A 16,980-nucleotide genomic window follows, 5' to 3' on the forward strand; every position below is an offset into this window, starting at 1 on the left:
AGGTGGTTACGAATAGATAATGCAATAATACAACAATATTTTAAAAACTAGTGTTATTTTTTTTAAAAAGATAATGTATTTTTGCTGCTTAATTGTGTTAATAGTAATGATACAACGTATACAAACTGTTTTTTTAATCGTTTCAGCCCTTATAATGGGTGGGTTATATTTATGGTTTCCTGAAGTAGTAGGAACGGATGGGCAAATTATTATGGAACGCAGTGAGCCTTTGATTTTTGGACTTATATTTTTGTCTATAGCATTAGCGATTATTTCGATTATATCATTTAAAAAACGGCAACAGCAATTTGTGTTAAACCGTTTAAATATAGTATCAAATTTTGTATTACTAGGAGTTTTCGTTTATCGATTACTAACTTTATCCGGAGAAACTATTGTTTCAGAGAAGGGTATTGGGGTTCTTTTTCCTATCATTTCTATCGTATTTTTAGTGCTGGCCAATAAGGCCATTAAAAAGGACGAGGATCTCGTAAAATCTGTTGATCGTTTACGGTAAACCGATCTTGGTATATTAGTGCAAAACCCCCTCAGGATGCCACCTTAGGGGGTTTTTTGCTTTTTAGCACAAAGTCAAAAGAAAGTAGAAAATCGTTTATTAGCTGAGTAAAAAGTAATTCCTAGCGCTTTTCGAACTCTATAACTTCCAAATTCTCAATTTTCTCGCCATCTATTTCAAACCTTAACATCGTTCTTACTTTGTGGAATCCGTGTTTACCCACTGCACCTGGATTCATATGGAGCAGACCTGTAGTTTTATCGGGCATAACTTTTAATATATGAGAATGTCCGCAAATAAATATTTTTGGTGGATTGGCGTATAACTCTTGTCTAATTGAAGGATTGTATTTACCTGGATATCCTCCAATATGAGTAATCCAAACATCAACCTTTTCGCACAGAAAACGATTGTGTAAGGGAAATTCTCTGCGCGCTTCATGATCATCTATATTGCCATAAACAGCACGAAGTGGCTTTAATGCTTTTATAGCATCGGTAACAGCTAGGTCTCCTATATCGCCAGCATGCCATACTTCATCGGCTTGTTTAACATATTTCAAGATTTTTTCATCAATATAACTATGTGTGTCGCTAAGAAGGAGAATTTTTTTCAAAGTGTTGGATTTGCTTGATTGTAATAGTTTTCAAATTTATATAAAATCAAGCTCTAAGCCTTGATAGCATTGAAATTAATATTTTCAATTTTGAAAGTAAGAAGCTCCGTAGTATGTTGTAATTTTGCAAATTGTAAAAACAATTAAGTTTGCGATATTTTATTGAGATAGCATATAATGGGAAAAATTATTTTGGGTGGCAGCGCCAACCAAAGCAGATGAGTGTTCAGCAAGTTATTGAAGAGTCGCTATCTACTTTACTTCGTGAGGATATAAAAATTACGGGAGCGGGTAGGACAGATGCTGGTGTTCACGCAAAACAACTATTTGCTCATTTTGATTTTGAAGCTATAAATGATACAAAAGCTTTAGTTTTTAGAATAAATTCCTTTCTTCCTAAGGATATCTCTGTGGTAAATATTTTTCAAGTAAAAGACAACGCACACGCCCGTTTTGATGCTGTTGCAAGAGAATATGAGTACGTGATATCATTGAGGAAAGATCCTTTTTCTCAGGATTTTGCTTATCAATTAAATAAAATTCCTGATGTAGATTTAATGAATAAAACTGCTGAATTATTATTTAATCATATAGATTTTCAATGTTTCTCGCGGTCTAAAACTGATGTGAAAACATATAATTGCGTTGTCAGTAAAGCAAGGTGGGAATTGATTGATAATAAATTAACCTTCACAATTTCCGCAGATCGATTTTTGCGCAATATGGTTCGAGCTATAGTAGGAACTTTATTGGATGTTGGATTTGGGAAAACGAGTGCGGAAGATTTTCAAGCAATTTTAAATAGTAAAAATAGATCTAAGGCAGGGGCTTCGGCACCAGCTCACGGATTGTATCTTACAAAAGTGAAGTATCCAGAAGAAATATTTCTTCCGATAGAATAAAATAAAATTAATTTTAACAGTCAATTAGTATTGATAAATTGACAAATAAACTTACCAATGATATACATAGAATATATTTTTAAAGTGTCTCCTTTACAACCAGGAGCTGAGATTCTAACTGCCGAATTAGGTTATGCAGGTTTTGAAAGTTTCGTTGAAACAGAAGAAGGTGTTACAGCGTATATTCAGAAAGATGAGTGGAATGAAGATGTTTTGAGTGATATAAATATTTTAGATTCTGATGAATTTAAAGTTGAATATACCTTTTCAGAAATAGCTCAGGTAAATTGGAATGCAGAGTGGGAAAAGAACTTCGATCCTATTGAAGTTGATGGAAAATGCACGGTACGTGCACCTTTTCATCCTGCAAAATCGTTTGAATACGAAATTATTATCGAGCCTAAAATGTCATTTGGGACGGGGCATCACGAAACTACTTATATGATGCTTCAGTTTATATTAGAAAATAATTTTAAAGATAAAACTGTTCTTGATATGGGGTGTGGTACTGCTGTTTTAGCAATTTTAGCTGAAATGCGAGGTGCTCAACAACTTGATGCTATCGATATTGATGAATGGTGTTATGAAAATTCTATGGAAAATGTAGAACGAAATAATTGTGCTAATATTTCGGTATATCAAGGCGATGCAGATTTATTGAAAGACCAAAAATACGATGTTATAATTGCTAACATTAATAGAAACATTTTATTAAATGATATGGCTAGTTATGTCAAGTGTTTAAACGCTAAAGGCGAGCTATATTTAAGTGGTTTTTACATAGAGGATTTGCCAATTATTACAGAAACTTGCAATAATTTGGGGCTGACCTTCGTTGAGAATAAAGAGAAAAATAGATGGGTTGCTGCGAAATTTTTAATTTCGTAATTAGCTTATTATTAATTAGTTTAGTAGTTGAAACATCTGTTGTAAGGTTAAACAGAGTTTTTTGACAAAGGTTTTACTAATGAATAACTATTAACGTTAAATTATTTTACGATTTGAGTACAAGAGAAAAAATACAAGAAGATGTAGATGTTGCTGAAATGGAGAGCAATCAAAATGAAATAGTACTTTATAATGATGATGTAAATACATTCGACCATGTAATAAATTGTTTAATATTTGCTTGCGAGCATACACCTGAGCAAGCAGAACAATGCTCTATAATTGTTCATTATAAAGGTAAGTGTACAGTGAAAACTGGAGAATATGAGGAATTAATACCTCGTTGTACAATGTTGTTGGAAGCTGGTTTGAGTGCTGAAATTATTTAAAACCACTCAAAGTAAATGCCTGAAATAATTACTCCAATAATTAATAAAAATAGCACTATTAAAATAAAACCTGCACCATAGCGGGTTTTTTTATTGTCTTGCAAAATATAATCTCTTTCTTTTTTATCGTCTGAATCTTTTACAATTTTCGTCATAAGGTTTATTTTAGAGTATTAAATTACGGATAATGAATTACATAAATTAAAAAGAAATCATAAAAGATACATATGGCGGCTAATTGATAGGGGGCTTTGTTAATGACAGAAGGAATTTATAGAAGTGAAATATAAAAATTTTCTCCTAAAACGAAAAAACCACACTCAATTGAGTGTGGTTTTTTGTGACCTTGCCAGGATTCAAACCTGGAACCTCCTGAGCCGTAATCAGGTGCGCTATTCAGTTGCGCCACAAGGCCATTTTGTTGTTGCTTTTAGCGGCTGCAAATATATTTATTTTTAAATTGCAAGACAAATAAAATCAATAAAAAAATGAATTTAACTGAATATATTCGAAATATTGAGGATTTCCCCAAAGCTGGAGTGCGTTTTAAAGATATAACTCCACTACTAGCAAACCCTGATGCAACCGTCTATTGTTTACAGCAGTTAGTAGCTTTGTTGGGAGGTGAAAAGATAGATAAAGTTGTAGGTATTGAGTCGCGTGGTTTTTTCTTTGCAACATTACTAGCAAAAGAACTTAAGGCTGGTTTTGTTCCTATAAGAAAGCCAGGGAAGCTTCCATTTAATACTCTTAAAGAGCCTTATGAGTTAGAATATGGAATGGATGCCCTCGAAATACACGAGGACGCTATAAAGAAAGGTGATCGTGTTCTCTTGCACGACGATGTACTAGCTACGGGTGGAACAGCAAGAGCAGCTTGTAAGCTTATCGAAAATCTTGGAGGTGAAATTGTGCAGTGTAATTTTTTACTAGAAATAGAGTTTTTAAAAGGCGTACAGAAATTAAAAAATCAAAATGTAAAATCCTTACTAAAGTATTAATCTAACGAATTTTTGGTTACCCATAGTTTGAAACCAAAAATCGCCATCTGTAGCTTCGACGCTTTAGCTAGATCCACTCCCTTTTTGGTGAAACTAGGAAGTATCTTCTTATTTACCTTTGCTAAAAATTTAAAAAATCTCTTTTTCATATTGTATAAAAATAAGAAAACCTTCTAGTTATTAAGAAGGTTTATGAAATTTATAAGATTTCTATTTTTTTGTGGTAATTTCTATAACGCCATTGACTCCTTTGCCACCATATTTCTTAAGCGCTTTTTCACTTTTTAAAACATTTACTTTATCAATGTTTTCTGGCAACAATAATTCTACTTGCTTTTTAGTAGAGGCTATACCATCGATGAAATAAAGTGTATTACCTGCTTTTTTATTTTTATTTATCTGTCTTTTTGCTTTCGTTTGGCCCTGCACTTCTTGTGCTTCATTATTTGGAGAGGCTGAAGGAGTAGGATGAGTATTTTTCATTTTAGATCTGCGTTTCTCAATTTCCATTTTTCTCTTTTGTATGCGTTCTTGCATTTCCATTTTGCGTTCGTTCATATCCAAGGAACGTTCTTGCGACTTTAATTTTCTTCTTTGCATACGTTCTTTATGTCGTTTTTCGACTGCTTCAGACCAAAACCCTGTTTTCCCATCTTTATCGATAAAAAAGAAAAACTCATCAATGCCCTTATCCTGGCTTACTTGGTAATTTCCATTGTTTCCGTTTCCGGTATAAGTAAGAGTAAGTGAAGTAATTTCGTTGAGATTATTGCGAATGGCAGCATAGCTTAATTCTAAACCATATTTACTTTTAACCTCTTCTTTAATTTCTTGAAGTGAAGCATCGGTTGTGTTCTTGTCAATTTTCACACGGTAGGTTTCCTGTAATGGTGATTGTTTTTTAGTCATAGCTTTTGGTGTTTTCTGAGCTATAGATTCAGTTACAGGCTCAATACCTGTAATAACAGCTATATCCTTCTTGTCTAAAACAGGTTGTAAAGCTTCTTCTTTAATATTTTCTGTTTTTACCTTATTATTCTCTAAAGGAATTTCGACGTATTTTTTTACTTCGTTTACATTAAAACCCCATAAAAATATCGTTAATAAGGGAACTACTACCATAGCCTTAAAGGCGTTTTGTCTATTTGAATTTGCTTTGTTTAACATAATGATTCGTTTTTTGATGAATGAATTATAAAATTTATTTGTTGGGGCAGATAAAGGCGATGCTAATGAGGTGTTTAGCAATGCTAATTGGTATTCCTTTTTTGAATTAATACGAGTAATGGTTGTTCGGTCTGCTAAATACTCTAAGTTTTCTACAATGCTACTTTTATAGCCCCATGCTAATGGATTAAACCATTGTATAATAAGAAGTAGATTACTTGCCAATACATCAATTGTGTGTAGTTGTTCTATGTGTGCTTTTTCGTGTGCTAATATCATAGCAAGTTCATTGTTAGTATGTAGAGTGGGATTGTAAACGATATAATTGAAAAATGAAAAGGGTGAAATTGATTCAGATACTTCAATTATCTTACAATTGTTACTTAACTTGTAAGGATGATTTTCTAATAAAATAAAAAGAGAAATAAGCTGATAAATGAATCTTAATGAAAATACTATTACTCCTAATACATATATGTACAATAGTATATTCTCAATTGAATAGTTTGTGTTAAATGCTGCGGAAGTTAAAGTTTCTGAAGCCGTTTCAGTGGTAGGAAATGATGCTAAAGCGGGAGCTTCTATTATTATTGTTTTGGTAAACTGTATAAAAGGGAATATTGTAGCAGCAAGGACTCCGATAAGAAGAAAGAGCCTATTGAACGTAAAGTGCGTTTCTTTTTTTAATAGAAAAATATAAACCAAATAAAATAAGGAAAGAATTCCAGCAGATTTTAAAATGTATTGAATTGTTTCCATTTTATTTTTTGTTTTCAATTAACTCCAATATCTCTCGAAGGTCCTGCGCGCTTATTTTTTCTTCTTTAGCAAAAAATGAAACCATGTTTTTATAACTATTATTAAAGTAGCGTTTAGAGGCGAGATTCATAAATCCCTTGCTGTATTCTTCCTTAGAAATAATAGGATAGTACTGATGCGTTTTGCCAAAAGCATTAAAAGCTACATAGCCTTTATCTTCAAGATTTCTAACTATAGTAGATATTGTGTTGTAATGATTAGTGCTCGGTAAAATCTGTAAAATTTCTTTAACAAAAGCCTTTTCAAGCTTCCAAAGGGCTTGCATTACTTCTTCTTCTTTATTTGTGAGGTTTTCCATAGATAAAAATAAGAACTAGTTTTATAGTTAGGCAACTAGTTTTGTAGTTATATAACTTCTTTTTTAGTTGTTTATTGTATTCGTTAAAAAAAATACTATCAAAACTTGTGCTTTTTTCATAATTAGTATCTTCGCGAACTCAATAAGGTTTATGGATTATTTATTTGTATTTATCGGCTTAACACTATTAGTAATTGGAGGAGAATTTTTGGTGCGGTCTTCCGTGGCGCTTTCCTTTAAATTGAATTTGTCAAAAATGGTTATAGGACTAACGGTAGTTTCATTTGCTACCTCAGCTCCAGAATTGTTAGTGAGTTTACAAGCCGCTTTAAATGGGTTTTCTGATATCTCTTTAGGAAATGTAATCGGTTCAAATATTGCAAATATTGGACTTGTTTTAGGTATAACGGCAATAATTTCACCTTTGGCCATAGATAAAGATTTCTATAAGCTTAATTGGCCTGTAATGATGATACTTTCAATTGGGCTGTATTTTATACTAAAGAGTGGAGATATAATCTCCCGTTCCGAGGGGGTTGCATTACTACTAATGTTAGTAGTTTATCTGTGGATTTTAATACGAAAAGCTCGAAAGGATAGAGGGGTAGTGCAAGTTGATGAAGAAGTTGATGAAAGTCTTGCAACCACATCTAATTTTAAGATTATTCTTTGGCTTGTTATTGGTGGTGTAGCATTATATGGCGGAAGTGAATTGTTGGTAAACGGAGCGGTTTCTTTAGCACAAAGTTTTGGAGTTACAGAACGAGTAATCGCGGTTACGATGATAGCTGTAGGTACAAGTATCCCAGAGCTGGCTGCTTCTGTAATTGCAGCACTTAAAAAAGAAAAGGCTTTATCGCTTGGGAATCTTATAGGTTCTAACATATTTAATATTGCTTCAGTTTTAGGAATTACTGCTATTATTCAACCTATAGCAGTTATGAGCGAAGAGGTGCTTACAAACGACATATTCTGGATGATCGGTTTTGCGGGGATACTTTTGCCTTTAGCATTCCTTCCAAAAGCTTACGAACTTGGCCGTAAAAGAGGGATTTTACTTTTATCGGCTTATGCTGTTTTTATTGCTTTAACAATTTTAAAGTAGTCTTTTCCTGGTTCAACCCCTATTTTTTAGGGGGTCTTCACAGGGAAACATATTTTTTTTCAAAAAAAATCTAAAAATGAAGGGGTGTGCCTTGGTTTTTTTTATTTTTGCAATGTCAAACTAAAAAAAACTACAAGATGCCAACATTGCGATTTCACGCACTAAAAAAGACCTTCGATAGAGTTCCAGTTCCTGTAACAGAACCAGCAAGGCGTTCCGAAATCTTTGGGAAAAATGTTTTCAATAGAGATGCTATGCGTCAATATCTTACCAAAGATTCATTTAATAGTGTTATGGCAGCTATTAATACTGGCGCTAAAATAGAAAGAAACATTGCCGATCATATCTCTACAGGTATGAAAGAATGGGCAATTGCTAAAGGTGCTACACATTATACTCATTGGTTTCAACCTTTAACTGGCGCAACTGCTGAAAAGCACGATGCGTTTTTTGAAACAATGGAAGATGGTCACGCTATCGAAAAATTTGGTGGCGGTCAATTAGTACAGCAGGAACCAGATGCTTCAAGTTTCCCTAATGGTGGGATTAGAAATACATTTGAAGCTCGTGGATACACCGCGTGGGATCCAACATCTCCTGCATTTATTTACGGAACGACATTGTGTATACCAACAGTTTTTGTGTCGTATACGGGTGAAGCATTAGATTATAAAACTCCTTTGCTTAAAGCATTACTTTCTATTGATAATGCTGCTACTGCAGTGGCAAAATATTTTGATAAAAATGTAACTAAAGTAAATGCCACTCTAGGTTGGGAGCAAGAATACTTTTTAGTAGATAGCGCTTTAGCAGCTTCTCGTCCTGATATTTCATTGGCGGGAAGAACGCTACTTGGGCATTCTTCTGCCAAAGGACAGCAATTAGACGATCATTACTTTGGTTCAATTCCTGCACGTGTTTTAAACTTTATTAGACACTTGGAAACTGAATGTATGTTATTGGGTATTCCAGTAAAAACACGTCATAATGAAGTTGCCCCAAATCAATTTGAGCTGGCTCCTATATTTGAAGAAACAAACCTTGCGGTAGATCACAACTCCTTATTGATGGATTTGATGCATAAAATTGCCGAAAAGCATAATTTTAAGGTGTTGTTTCACGAGAAGCCTTTTGCAAATGTAAATGGAAGTGGAAAACACAATAACTGGTCGTTAGCTACAGATACAGGAGTAAACCTTTTAGGACCTGGAAGTACTCCAATGAAAAATCTTCAGTTCTTAACTTTTTTTATCAATACGCTTAAAGCCGTAAACGATCACGAAGAATTGCTTAGAGCCTCTATTGCAAGTGCAAGTAACGATCATAGATTAGGGGCTAACGAAGCGCCGCCAGCAATTATTTCGGCCTTTATTGGTTCGCAATTAACTGAGGTTCTTGATGAGCTTGAAAAAGTAACTAATGGAAAACTTTCGCCACAAGAAAAAACAGAGCTTAAGTTAAATGTTGTAGGTAAAATTCCAGAAATTTTACTAGATAATACCGACCGTAACCGTACTTCAGCTTTTGCGTTTACAGGTAATAAGTTTGAATTTCGTGCAGTAGGTTCAACAGCTAACTGTGCAAACCCTATGACTGTGTTGAATGCGATTGTTGCTAAACAACTTATCGACTTCAAAGCAAAAGTTGACGGATTGATAAAGAGCAAAAAGATGAAGAAGGACGACGCCATCTTCAATGTGCTTAGAGAGTATATTAAAGACTCAAAAAGAATTCGTTTTGAAGGTGATGGTTATGGTGAAGCCTGGGAGAAGGAAGCAAAAAAACGTGGACTTAGTAATCACAAAACAACTCCGGAAGCATTAAAGGCGAAAATCTCTAAGAAAAGCATTGATCTTTTTGAAAGTTTAGGGATTATGAGCAAAGTGGAAATGGAGGCTCGTTATGAAATTGAAATGGAAGAATACACTATGCGTATTCAAATTGAAGGACGTGTACTTGGTGATATTGCTAGAAACCATATTATTCCTACAGCTATTCAATATCAAAACATATTGATAGAAAATGTTCAAGGGTTAAAAAACATATACGGCACCGATTTCAAAAAGTTTGCTACAGAGCAAATGCACCTTATTGAACAAATAAGTGAGCACCTTGCTAAAATTAATAAAGGTATTACCGATATGATTGAAGAGCGTAAAAAAGCTAATAAAATTGAAAACGCCGAAAAACGTGCCCTTTCATATTGTCACGAAGTAAAACCTTATTTCCAAATTATAAGGTATCACTGTGATAAACTAGAGCTTTTAGTAGACGATGAGCTTTGGCCATTAACTAAATACAGAGAGTTATTATTTACAAAATAACATACCTTATTATATAAGGATCATTCTAAACCGCTTAACTTTTGTTGAGCGGTTTTTTATTTTAAAAAATTGGTATTTTATTACGCAGTTAATGGTATTTACTTGTGTGTACTTTTAAAGCGATGAATCTAAGAAATATATTCGTATTAAAGATTGCTTAATTAGGTCTATGGTTATTTTAAGTTTAAACCTTTTTTAAATTTCTTTTGTTTAGCGTAGAAAATTAAGATTTAATTGGACGCTAGGTGCTGTGGGTTTTATTAATAGATAATTATTGAAATAGGGCTTTATTTGTTAAAAATAGTTGTTTCCCCCTATTTGCATAAAAAGATTAAATTTGTTTGTTTTTTAATAATATTTATTGCATATTTGTTGTGTAGTTCAAAAGGAGATAAGTTTTCTCGAGCTGCAATTCCTCCTCAAAAAACAAACCTGTCCCCAGCGTTTTGTAAATTAGAAAAAATCCCTACTTTTTAAAATGTTCTTTTACTAAGTTCATTTTTACATCCATCCCCATAATTTAATTTTGATGGAATGCTTTCACGTGTTCCTGAAAAACCTCAAGGAAATTTTTCCTTGCAAGAAAAAGAATTTTTAACCAATTATTAATAATCTTTAAATCTTTAAATTATGAAAAAAGTAGTCTTATGCGCAATGGCGCTAATGGGTGGAACAGCGATGTTTGCTCAATTTAACACAAGTACTGTTACTCAAACAGGAAACTTAAATGCAAATGGAACTTTTCAAGTTGGGCTGTTAAACACATCAGATGTGGACCAAACAGGCGATCTTAATGCTAACCTTACATTACAATTAGGGGCATTTAACGATTCTGATACAGATCAAGAAGGTGATTTGAATGTTGCAGGTACTGCACAATTAGGAATCAATAACGATGCTAGAACGCTACAACAAGGTGATCGCAACACCGCTGGTACCTTACAAGTTGGGAGTGATAATGATGCATATACTTGGCAAGATGGTGATGATAACCTAAGTACAACTGAACAATATGGAATTGATAACGACTCTTATGTAGATCAGTGGGGTGACGATAACGTGAGTTCAGTATTGCAAATTGGTCTTTCCAATAGCTCGACAGTAGAGCAGTGGGGTGATGACAATACGTCTTCTGTAATGCAAGACGGATGGGCTAACGACTCTGATGTATTTCAAGGTGGTAACGACAACACTTCTTCAGTAATGCAGGATGGTTGGTTTAACGATAGCGATGTAGTTCAAATTGGTGATGATAATGATTCACAAGTTGAACAATATGGTATCCTTAATAGTAGTGATGTTTATCAATTAGGTGATGACAATAGCTCAATGGTTTATCAGGATGGTATTGCCAATACTAGTGATGTTGATCAAATAGGTGATGACAATACTTCTATCGTTGAGCAAATTGGAGATCTTAATGATAGTGATGTTGATCAAATCGGTAACGATAACTGGGCTGGTACAGGTCAATATGGAAACGATAATGAATCTACTACATATCAGTTAGGTAATGATAACAATGCTTTGACTATTCAGTTAGGTGATGATAACGAAAGTACAACGCGTCAGGTAGGTTTCTTTAATGACTCTGATGTTTTTCAAATTGGAAATGACAACTATAGCTATGTAGGACAAGCTGGCGCATTTAATACATCTATGGTGAATCAATTTGGTGATGATAATACAAGTATTGTTGCTCAAGTAGGTTTGTTTAATTATTCTGATGTGTTACAATCTGGTAATGACAACATAAGTTTAGTTGGACAGGCTGGTTTCGGTCATACAAGTTACAACCATCAATATGGAAATAGTAACTTTAGCCTTGTAGGTCAAGTAGGTCTAGGAAACTGGAGTCATGTAGATCAAATTGGTAATGGTAACGTTGATGTTACTTTTCAGAACTAAATAATTTATCGAGTTAATAAGCTCATATATTATCAGTTATAATAAAAATGGTATAAGAGCATCTAAACAATGCTCTTATACTTATTTTAAAAAGGGATTATAAAAATTAAAATTAATAAGGATTTGTTCTAGTTGTTAATTTTCAAAAAAATCAATATCTTCAACAAGACCATTAAAAAATATAAAGATGAAAACTTTCAATATTATAATTATAGTCTTAGCTCATTTTTGTTTTGTAAATGTGTCTTCTGCTCAAACATATAAAGACAAGGACAATAAAGCTTTAGAAAAAATTCAAGCTAAACCTTCGCTTTATAATGTCGTAGCATCCCAAAATCTTCCTGTAAGTAATATTAGTAAAAGTGTTTTTGTTCAACAAATTGGGAATGATAATACAGCATTTTCTATTACAAAATCAAACCAAAGTGATGTGCGATTGTTTCAAATTGGTAACCGAAATGATATAGGTGTTTTTGTGTCTGCAGATAAAATCTCCGAAGAAGTTCTTCAAATAGGTGATAATCATAGCTTTACAGATATTAGTAGCAATAAAAATGGTTTACATGCTGCAAACGTTGTGCAATTTGGAGCAAACCAAAACTTAATTCGGCTTGGCAGCCAAAATTCAATGTCCGATAAAATGATGGTTACTATGAAAGGTAGAAATCAGACAGTAATTATTCGGAATTTAAAAAATTAAAATTTTGTATAAAAATATACAATATAGCCTACTTATATGCTTGTTGCTGTTTTTCTCCAGCATTGCTCACTCGCAAATGTATAATTCCCAAATTGAAGCTGAAATTAATATACAGCAGTATGGAAATACATATAACATTACTGGTTTGGCTGTAAATAAAACTGTATCAAACCAGAGTTTACATTATACTCTTTCTGTAATTAAAAATCAAGAAAATAATTCAAATACATCAAAAAACGATCAAAGAGGCAGATTTGTGCTTGAAATCGGGGAGAAAAAAAATCTTTCTACCACTTCTATAAATGTGAGCGAAAACCAACGGGTAATTGTATTGCTATTAATTTATGACGACGAAGATACACCATTGGGTATGGATCGTAAAGTAATTAATCCGACAGAAGAGGATTTGGCCTTGCAAAAAAACGATAGTATTGAAAGAGAAAGGGCGGTAAATCCTTCGCCTGATGTTAGTATAAAGCCTGTGGATGGTATTATGATTGGCGGAATTGTTACCGAAGATACCAAAACTAAACCAGGTAGGGATTTTTATAAAATGTTTGATCAAAATTACAGATTGAATAATATAAACGGGTCAGAAATTGTAACTATTAAAGAGGTTTTGTCGTTAAACAATAACACTAAAATAGAAGTTTTAGTTGCAAATGAAAAAGTTTTGGAATTTTTTGTTAGACCTCAAACTGAGTATTTAAAACAGATGGCCGACATTGCGGTAAGGAGAGTTTATTGGTTTTTACACCAATACAAAGAGAGAAAACACACTCAAAAATATTACTAGAAAATTTTAATTTTTTAATGCGATTTTCAATATTTTTAGTTAAAATTCAATAAAAATTACTTATCTTTTCCTTAATAAACTGGCGATTTAATATCTCACACAAATTAACTAATACGAATGAAGATGAAATACTTTATTTTTTTCTTATTTATTACTTTTTCTACTGTAAGCTTTGGGCAACAGTTAGTGTATAAGCCTATAAATCCTTCTTTTGTAGGGGGAGATTCCTTTAATGGAGCATGGTTGCTTAATTCAGCAAATGCTCAAAACTCATTTAAGGACGATTCTCAGTTTGATGCTTTTGATCGGTTAGGTGGCTTCGGGGGATTCGGCGGGAATCAGTTTACCAAAGACAATGTTCCACCTGAAGGGACCAGTATTAGTGGTGATTACCAGTATGAAGTATTTGATTCATCGGGGGGATTAGTGATAAACGTATTAAATATTATTACAGGTGAAGCAACCCAAATAATCATACCAAATTAAAGTTTATATGAAGAATACACTTACAAAGCTTTGTATTGTAGCTCTCTCACTCTTATTTTGGGGTTGTGGCGCATATTTTAACCAACCCTTAGGTCCACAAGAAGCACGTATTGGTGAAATTACCAAGCAAACGAAAACCCTTTATACTCTTCCCGAGCCAGAAGAAGCGATAATTGCTGGTGTTTATAATTTTAAAGACCAAACCGGACAATATAAGAATATAGAAAATGGAAGTACATTTAGTACGGCAATTACACAAGGTGCAACAACTATTTTAATTAAAGCTTTAGAGGATTCAAAGTGGTTTAGACCTATAGAACGTGAAAATATTAGTAACCTTTTAAATGAACGTCAGATTATACGATCCACCCGTGAGGAACACAGAAGGGTTAACGATAATTCTCCTACACGATTACCTCCACTTTTATTTGCTGGTGTTTTATTAGAAGGTGGAGTGGTGTCCTATGATTCCAATATCCTAACTGGTGGTGCTGGTGCAAAATATTTTGGTGTAGGAGGTTCTACACAATATAGACAAGATAGGATTACGGTTTACTTACGTGCCGTATCTACAAATACTGGGGAAGTGCTGAAAACAGTATATGTGTCTAAAACAGTCTTATCACAGGCTGTAGATGTTAGTCTTTTCAAATACGTAAATTTTCAGCGATTACTTGAAGTTGAAACTGGTTTTACCAAAAATGAACCAGCACAGATGGCAGTTCAAGAAGCTATTGAGAAGTCGGTTGAAATGCTAATCATTGAAGGTATTAAAGATAAATTGTGGTCTACAAAAGAAGGAAGTGAGAAAAATAAAGAGATAGTAGATGAATATTTACTTGAAAAAGAAGTTGAAGAATCAACGGGTTTATACGAAAGAAGGTATTTAGAGAATAATTATAATAGTCAGTTTAACTTTAATGCTGGAATGGCTTTAGTTGATGGCGATTATTCAACTGGAATATTAGATTACAAATTTGGGCTCATGTATAAATATTCTATAATTCCAGAATTAAGAGTGGCGGCAGACTTCCAATTCTTTAGGCTCAATTCTACTCCAGAAATAAATCATTGGTGGCTTACTCAAGGCTTTAATGTTGAGTATAATATGTTGCCAAATGATAGGTTAAGTCCTATTTTCTTCGCAGGTCCAGGAATTTTGCTGTTTGCAGATGATAGTCCTATAGGCCACCTTCAACGTTGGGATAGCTTCTTTAATTTAAAATTTGGAGCGGGATTGGAATATCATGTTTCACCAAGAGTGTCGTTTGTGCTTAATGGAGAGTGGGATGTTACATTCTCAGATAAAATAGACAATTTACCTCACGGAAGGCGGGACGACTTTTACTATACAATGAGTTTAGGTTTGAGTTATAACTTTGGTTCTTCTAGATCAAAAAAGAAAATATATAATGAAGGGGATCAACTTGAAATATCACCGCTAAATAATTAATAATCGGGTGGTTTTAAGAAAATAACATTAATGAACAAATATAACATACAGATGAGAAGAAGTTTTACATATATAAAGTTCTTATGCTTGTTATTTGTCGTTTTGGTTAGCTGTAACGAAGACCGAATTGACGAAAACGCCTACGGTAAAATTATCGGGAAGGCTGTAATCGAAGGAACAAACGAACCACTGCAAAATGTAAGAATATCTACAAGTCCAGTTACTAGCACGGTGTTTACAGATAATGCTGGGTATTTTATTTTAGAAAACGTACCCGCGGGTGAATATTCGGTTTTAGCTCGTTTAGATGGATATCTAGCCCGTTATGAGCCAGCAACTGTTATAGCAAATAAAACAGTAAATGTAATCTTCGATATGGAGGTTTCCACTGCAAACAATAGACCGCCTTCTGCACCTGAATTACTTATGCCAGCAGAAAATGAAGTTATTGATGGTGTAGAAGCACTATTTCAATGGAGTTCAGTAGATCCAGAAGGCGATCCAATAACATTCGAATTAGAATTGCGAAACGACCAAAATGATGTGGTAGAAAGGTTTGACGATTTAAATGATACTATATATTTATATCCAGAGTTAATACTTGGGGCACAATATTTTTGGCAAGTAACAGCCGCAGATGAGTATAATCCACCTGTATTAAGCCCTGTTGGAACTTTTAAGGTGAAACCAGCACCCATAGAAAATAGATTTCTATTCGTCAGAAATATCAATGGGAATAATGTGATATTTTCAGCTGATGAAGAAGGTAATGAATTTCAGTTAACTTCCGAAAACACAAATAGTTACAGGCCACGTAGAAATGTTGCTGCAAATAGAATTGCTTACCTGCAAACAACTGGTGCCCAAGCCGACATATATACTATGAACCGCGATGGTACCGATAAGGTTAAAGTTACCTCAAACGTAAAGCCTAATGGTTTTAATTTGAATGAAATAAATATATCTTGGCCTCCAACGAGTGATCGTATATACTTCCCAGTATTGGATAAATTATATCGAATTCGATCAAGCGGACAAGACCTGGAACTAGTATATCAAACTACCGATGGTTCTTTAATTTCTGAAATTGCTGTTAGTGAAAATAGCGATCTAATAGTGTTGAAAACAAATAATTTAAGTGGATATGATATTTCAATTTTTACTATAGATTTTAGTGGAACAGTGTTAGATACTCTTATTACGGGACTTCCTGGTGGTGCAGGAGGATTGGATATTTCTGTAACAAATTCCAAAATCGTATACTCCTATGATGTGGATGGCTTTGAGCCTTTAGATTATAGAAGATTGAATTCTAGAATATTCCTATACGATATGGTAACAAATACAACCACAGATATTTCTGGTGAAAAACCTAATGGTACTAATGATTTAGAACCTATATTCTCACCAAATGAAGCCTTTGTAATATTTACGAATACCTCTAACGATGGTATTTCTCAAAAAGATGTTTATCAATTAGAAATAGGTGATAGCGAAAGTAGAACTCTTCTATTTGAAAATGCATTTATGCCTGATTGGGAGTAAACTAATTAACCATATTTCAAAAAGCCCACTTTGCTGGGCTTTTTTTAATGCGTATTTTTGCCGTAA

The 16,980-nt window shown here is 33.6% G+C and carries 18 protein-coding genes and 1 tRNA gene; 13 read left to right on the plus strand and 6 right to left on the minus strand.

Translation table 11 applies throughout. From position 1 onward, the window contains the following. The first annotated feature begins 106 nt into the window (after window positions 1–106). Window positions 107–517 (plus strand): DUF4293 domain-containing protein, encoded by a 411-nt coding sequence (locus H4O20_RS04880; RefSeq protein ID WP_185098462.1) that lies wholly within the window; start codon window positions 107–109, stop codon window positions 515–517. 121 nt (window positions 518–638) lie between these two features. On the opposite strand, the gene H4O20_RS04885 is transcribed toward H4O20_RS04880, so the two are convergent. Then, window positions 639–1,133, minus strand: a complete 495-nt coding sequence (locus H4O20_RS04885; protein WP_185098463.1) for a metallophosphoesterase — start codon at window positions 1,131–1,133, stop codon at window positions 639–641. Between the two features lie 149 nt (window positions 1,134–1,282). Here H4O20_RS04885 and truA point away from each other — a divergent pair, with 149 nt between their 5' ends. The 3 genes from truA to H4O20_RS04900 all read left to right on the plus strand — a co-directional run bounded on the left by truA (window position 1,283) and on the right by H4O20_RS04900 (window position 3,312). Next, window positions 1,283–2,035 (plus strand): tRNA pseudouridine(38-40) synthase TruA, encoded by a 753-nt coding sequence (gene truA / locus H4O20_RS04890; RefSeq protein WP_185098464.1) that lies wholly within the window; start codon window positions 1,283–1,285, stop codon window positions 2,033–2,035. A gap of 57 nt (window positions 2,036–2,092) precedes the next feature. Continuing rightward, the gene (gene prmA, locus H4O20_RS04895; protein ID WP_185098465.1) at window positions 2,093–2,923 is read left to right on the plus strand and encodes a 50S ribosomal protein L11 methyltransferase; all 831 of its coding nucleotides are present in this window, start codon (window positions 2,093–2,095) and stop codon (window positions 2,921–2,923) included. A gap of 113 nt (window positions 2,924–3,036) precedes the next feature. Further along, a complete protein-coding gene (locus H4O20_RS04900; protein ID WP_185098466.1) occupies window positions 3,037–3,312 on the plus strand; it encodes an ATP-dependent Clp protease adaptor ClpS in 276 nt (91 codons plus the stop codon). Here H4O20_RS04900 and H4O20_RS04905 read toward each other — a convergent pair. Together H4O20_RS04905 and H4O20_RS04910 are read right to left on the minus strand one after the other, a co-directional pair. Next, window positions 3,309–3,467 carry a hypothetical protein gene (locus H4O20_RS04905; RefSeq protein ID WP_179951778.1) on the minus strand — a complete coding sequence of 53 codons (159 nt, stop codon included), beginning with the start codon at window positions 3,465–3,467 and terminating at the stop codon, window positions 3,309–3,311. The genes H4O20_RS04900 and H4O20_RS04905 overlap by 4 nt on opposite strands. A 186-nt stretch (window positions 3,468–3,653) precedes the next feature. Continuing rightward, window positions 3,654–3,727: transfer RNA gene (locus tag H4O20_RS04910), tRNA-Arg, on the minus strand. A 73-nt stretch (window positions 3,728–3,800) separates the two neighbouring features. On the opposite strand from H4O20_RS04910, the gene H4O20_RS04915 reads away from it, so the two are divergent. Beyond that, window positions 3,801–4,313, plus strand: coding sequence for an adenine phosphoribosyltransferase (locus H4O20_RS04915; RefSeq protein ID WP_185098467.1), 513 nt, complete (start codon window positions 3,801–3,803; stop codon window positions 4,311–4,313). On the opposite strand, the gene H4O20_RS15125 is transcribed toward H4O20_RS04915, so the two are convergent. From H4O20_RS15125 to H4O20_RS04925, 3 genes are all read right to left on the minus strand, one after another. Next, on the minus strand, window positions 4,310–4,462 hold the full coding sequence (locus H4O20_RS15125; RefSeq protein WP_139855037.1) for an SsrA-binding protein: 153 nt from the start codon (window positions 4,460–4,462) through the stop codon (window positions 4,310–4,312). The two genes, H4O20_RS04915 and H4O20_RS15125, sit on opposite strands and share 4 nt — an antisense overlap. Window positions 4,463–4,523: 61 nt before the next feature. Next, on the minus strand, window positions 4,524–6,239 hold the full coding sequence (locus H4O20_RS04920; RefSeq protein ID WP_185098468.1) for a M56 family metallopeptidase: 1,716 nt from the start codon (window positions 6,237–6,239) through the stop codon (window positions 4,524–4,526). A 1-nt stretch (window position 6,240) separates the two neighbouring features. Beyond that, window positions 6,241–6,597, minus strand: coding sequence for a BlaI/MecI/CopY family transcriptional regulator (locus H4O20_RS04925; protein ID WP_139855039.1), 357 nt, complete (start codon window positions 6,595–6,597; stop codon window positions 6,241–6,243). 151 nt (window positions 6,598–6,748) lie between these two features. Here H4O20_RS04925 and H4O20_RS04930 point away from each other — a divergent pair, with 151 nt between their 5' ends. The 8 genes from H4O20_RS04930 (at window position 6,749) to H4O20_RS04965 (ending at window position 16,914) form a co-directional block, all read left to right on the plus strand. Then, entirely contained in the window at window positions 6,749–7,702 is a 954-nt protein-coding gene (locus H4O20_RS04930; protein ID WP_139855040.1) for a calcium/sodium antiporter, read from the plus strand. Between the two features lie 137 nt (window positions 7,703–7,839). Further along, window positions 7,840–10,026 (plus strand): glutamine synthetase III, encoded by a 2,187-nt coding sequence (locus tag H4O20_RS04935; RefSeq protein ID WP_139855041.1) that lies wholly within the window; start codon window positions 7,840–7,842, stop codon window positions 10,024–10,026. A gap of 630 nt (window positions 10,027–10,656) precedes the next feature. Next, on the plus strand, window positions 10,657–11,934 hold the full coding sequence (locus tag H4O20_RS04940) for a hypothetical protein (protein WP_185098469.1): 1,278 nt from the start codon (window positions 10,657–10,659) through the stop codon (window positions 11,932–11,934). 187 nt (window positions 11,935–12,121) lie between these two features. Further along, a complete protein-coding gene (locus H4O20_RS04945) occupies window positions 12,122–12,634 on the plus strand; it encodes a hypothetical protein (protein WP_185098470.1) in 513 nt (170 codons plus the stop codon). Window positions 12,635–12,638: 4 nt separating this feature from the next. Beyond that, a complete protein-coding gene (locus H4O20_RS04950; protein ID WP_139855044.1) occupies window positions 12,639–13,430 on the plus strand; it encodes a CsgE family curli-type amyloid fiber assembly protein in 792 nt (263 codons plus the stop codon). A 123-nt stretch (window positions 13,431–13,553) separates the two neighbouring features. Next, window positions 13,554–13,916 carry a curli assembly protein CsgF gene (locus H4O20_RS04955; protein WP_246051398.1) on the plus strand — a complete coding sequence of 121 codons (363 nt, stop codon included), beginning with the start codon at window positions 13,554–13,556 and terminating at the stop codon, window positions 13,914–13,916. Window positions 13,917–13,923: 7 nt separating this feature from the next. After that, window positions 13,924–15,369, plus strand: a complete 1,446-nt coding sequence (locus H4O20_RS04960) for a CsgG/HfaB family protein (protein ID WP_185098471.1) — start codon at window positions 13,924–13,926, stop codon at window positions 15,367–15,369. A 30-nt stretch (window positions 15,370–15,399) separates the two neighbouring features. Further along, the gene (locus tag H4O20_RS04965) at window positions 15,400–16,914 is read left to right on the plus strand and encodes a carboxypeptidase regulatory-like domain-containing protein (protein WP_185098472.1); all 1,515 of its coding nucleotides are present in this window, start codon (window positions 15,400–15,402) and stop codon (window positions 16,912–16,914) included. Window positions 16,915–16,980 lie beyond the last annotated feature (66 nt).

It is taken from the genome of Aequorivita sp. 609 (assembly GCF_014212065.1).
In the GTDB taxonomy this organism is placed as follows: domain Bacteria; phylum Bacteroidota; class Bacteroidia; order Flavobacteriales; family Flavobacteriaceae; genus Aequorivita; species Aequorivita sinensis.

Excerpts from the sequence above, each read along its gene's own strand:
- H4O20_RS04955 (WP_246051398.1), top strand. The coding sequence starts at position 13,554 with ATGAAATACTTTATTTTTTTCTTATTTATTACTTTTTCTACTGTAAGC.
- H4O20_RS04945 (WP_185098470.1), top strand. The coding sequence starts at position 12,122 with ATGAAAACTTTCAATATTATAATTATAGTCTTAGCTCATTTTTGTTTT.
- H4O20_RS04880 (WP_185098462.1), top strand. The coding sequence starts at position 107 with ATGATACAACGTATACAAACTGTTTTTTTAATCGTTTCAGCCCTTATA.
- H4O20_RS04940 (WP_185098469.1), top strand. The coding sequence starts at position 10,657 with ATGAAAAAAGTAGTCTTATGCGCAATGGCGCTAATGGGTGGAACAGCG.
- H4O20_RS15125 (WP_139855037.1), bottom strand. The coding sequence starts at position 4,462 with ATGAAAAAGAGATTTTTTAAATTTTTAGCAAAGGTAAATAAGAAGATA.
- H4O20_RS04920 (WP_185098468.1), bottom strand. The coding sequence starts at position 6,239 with ATGGAAACAATTCAATACATTTTAAAATCTGCTGGAATTCTTTCCTTA.
- H4O20_RS04960 (WP_185098471.1), top strand. The coding sequence starts at position 13,924 with ATGAAGAATACACTTACAAAGCTTTGTATTGTAGCTCTCTCACTCTTA.
- H4O20_RS04930 (WP_139855040.1), top strand. The coding sequence starts at position 6,749 with ATGGATTATTTATTTGTATTTATCGGCTTAACACTATTAGTAATTGGA.
- H4O20_RS04935 (WP_139855041.1), top strand. The coding sequence starts at position 7,840 with ATGCCAACATTGCGATTTCACGCACTAAAAAAGACCTTCGATAGAGTT.
- H4O20_RS04905 (WP_179951778.1), bottom strand. The coding sequence starts at position 3,467 with ATGACGAAAATTGTAAAAGATTCAGACGATAAAAAAGAAAGAGATTAT.
- H4O20_RS04925 (WP_139855039.1), bottom strand. The coding sequence starts at position 6,597 with ATGGAAAACCTCACAAATAAAGAAGAAGAAGTAATGCAAGCCCTTTGG.
- H4O20_RS04965 (WP_185098472.1), top strand. The coding sequence starts at position 15,400 with ATGAACAAATATAACATACAGATGAGAAGAAGTTTTACATATATAAAG.
- H4O20_RS04915 (WP_185098467.1), top strand. The coding sequence starts at position 3,801 with ATGAATTTAACTGAATATATTCGAAATATTGAGGATTTCCCCAAAGCT.
- prmA (WP_185098465.1), top strand. The coding sequence starts at position 2,093 with ATGATATACATAGAATATATTTTTAAAGTGTCTCCTTTACAACCAGGA.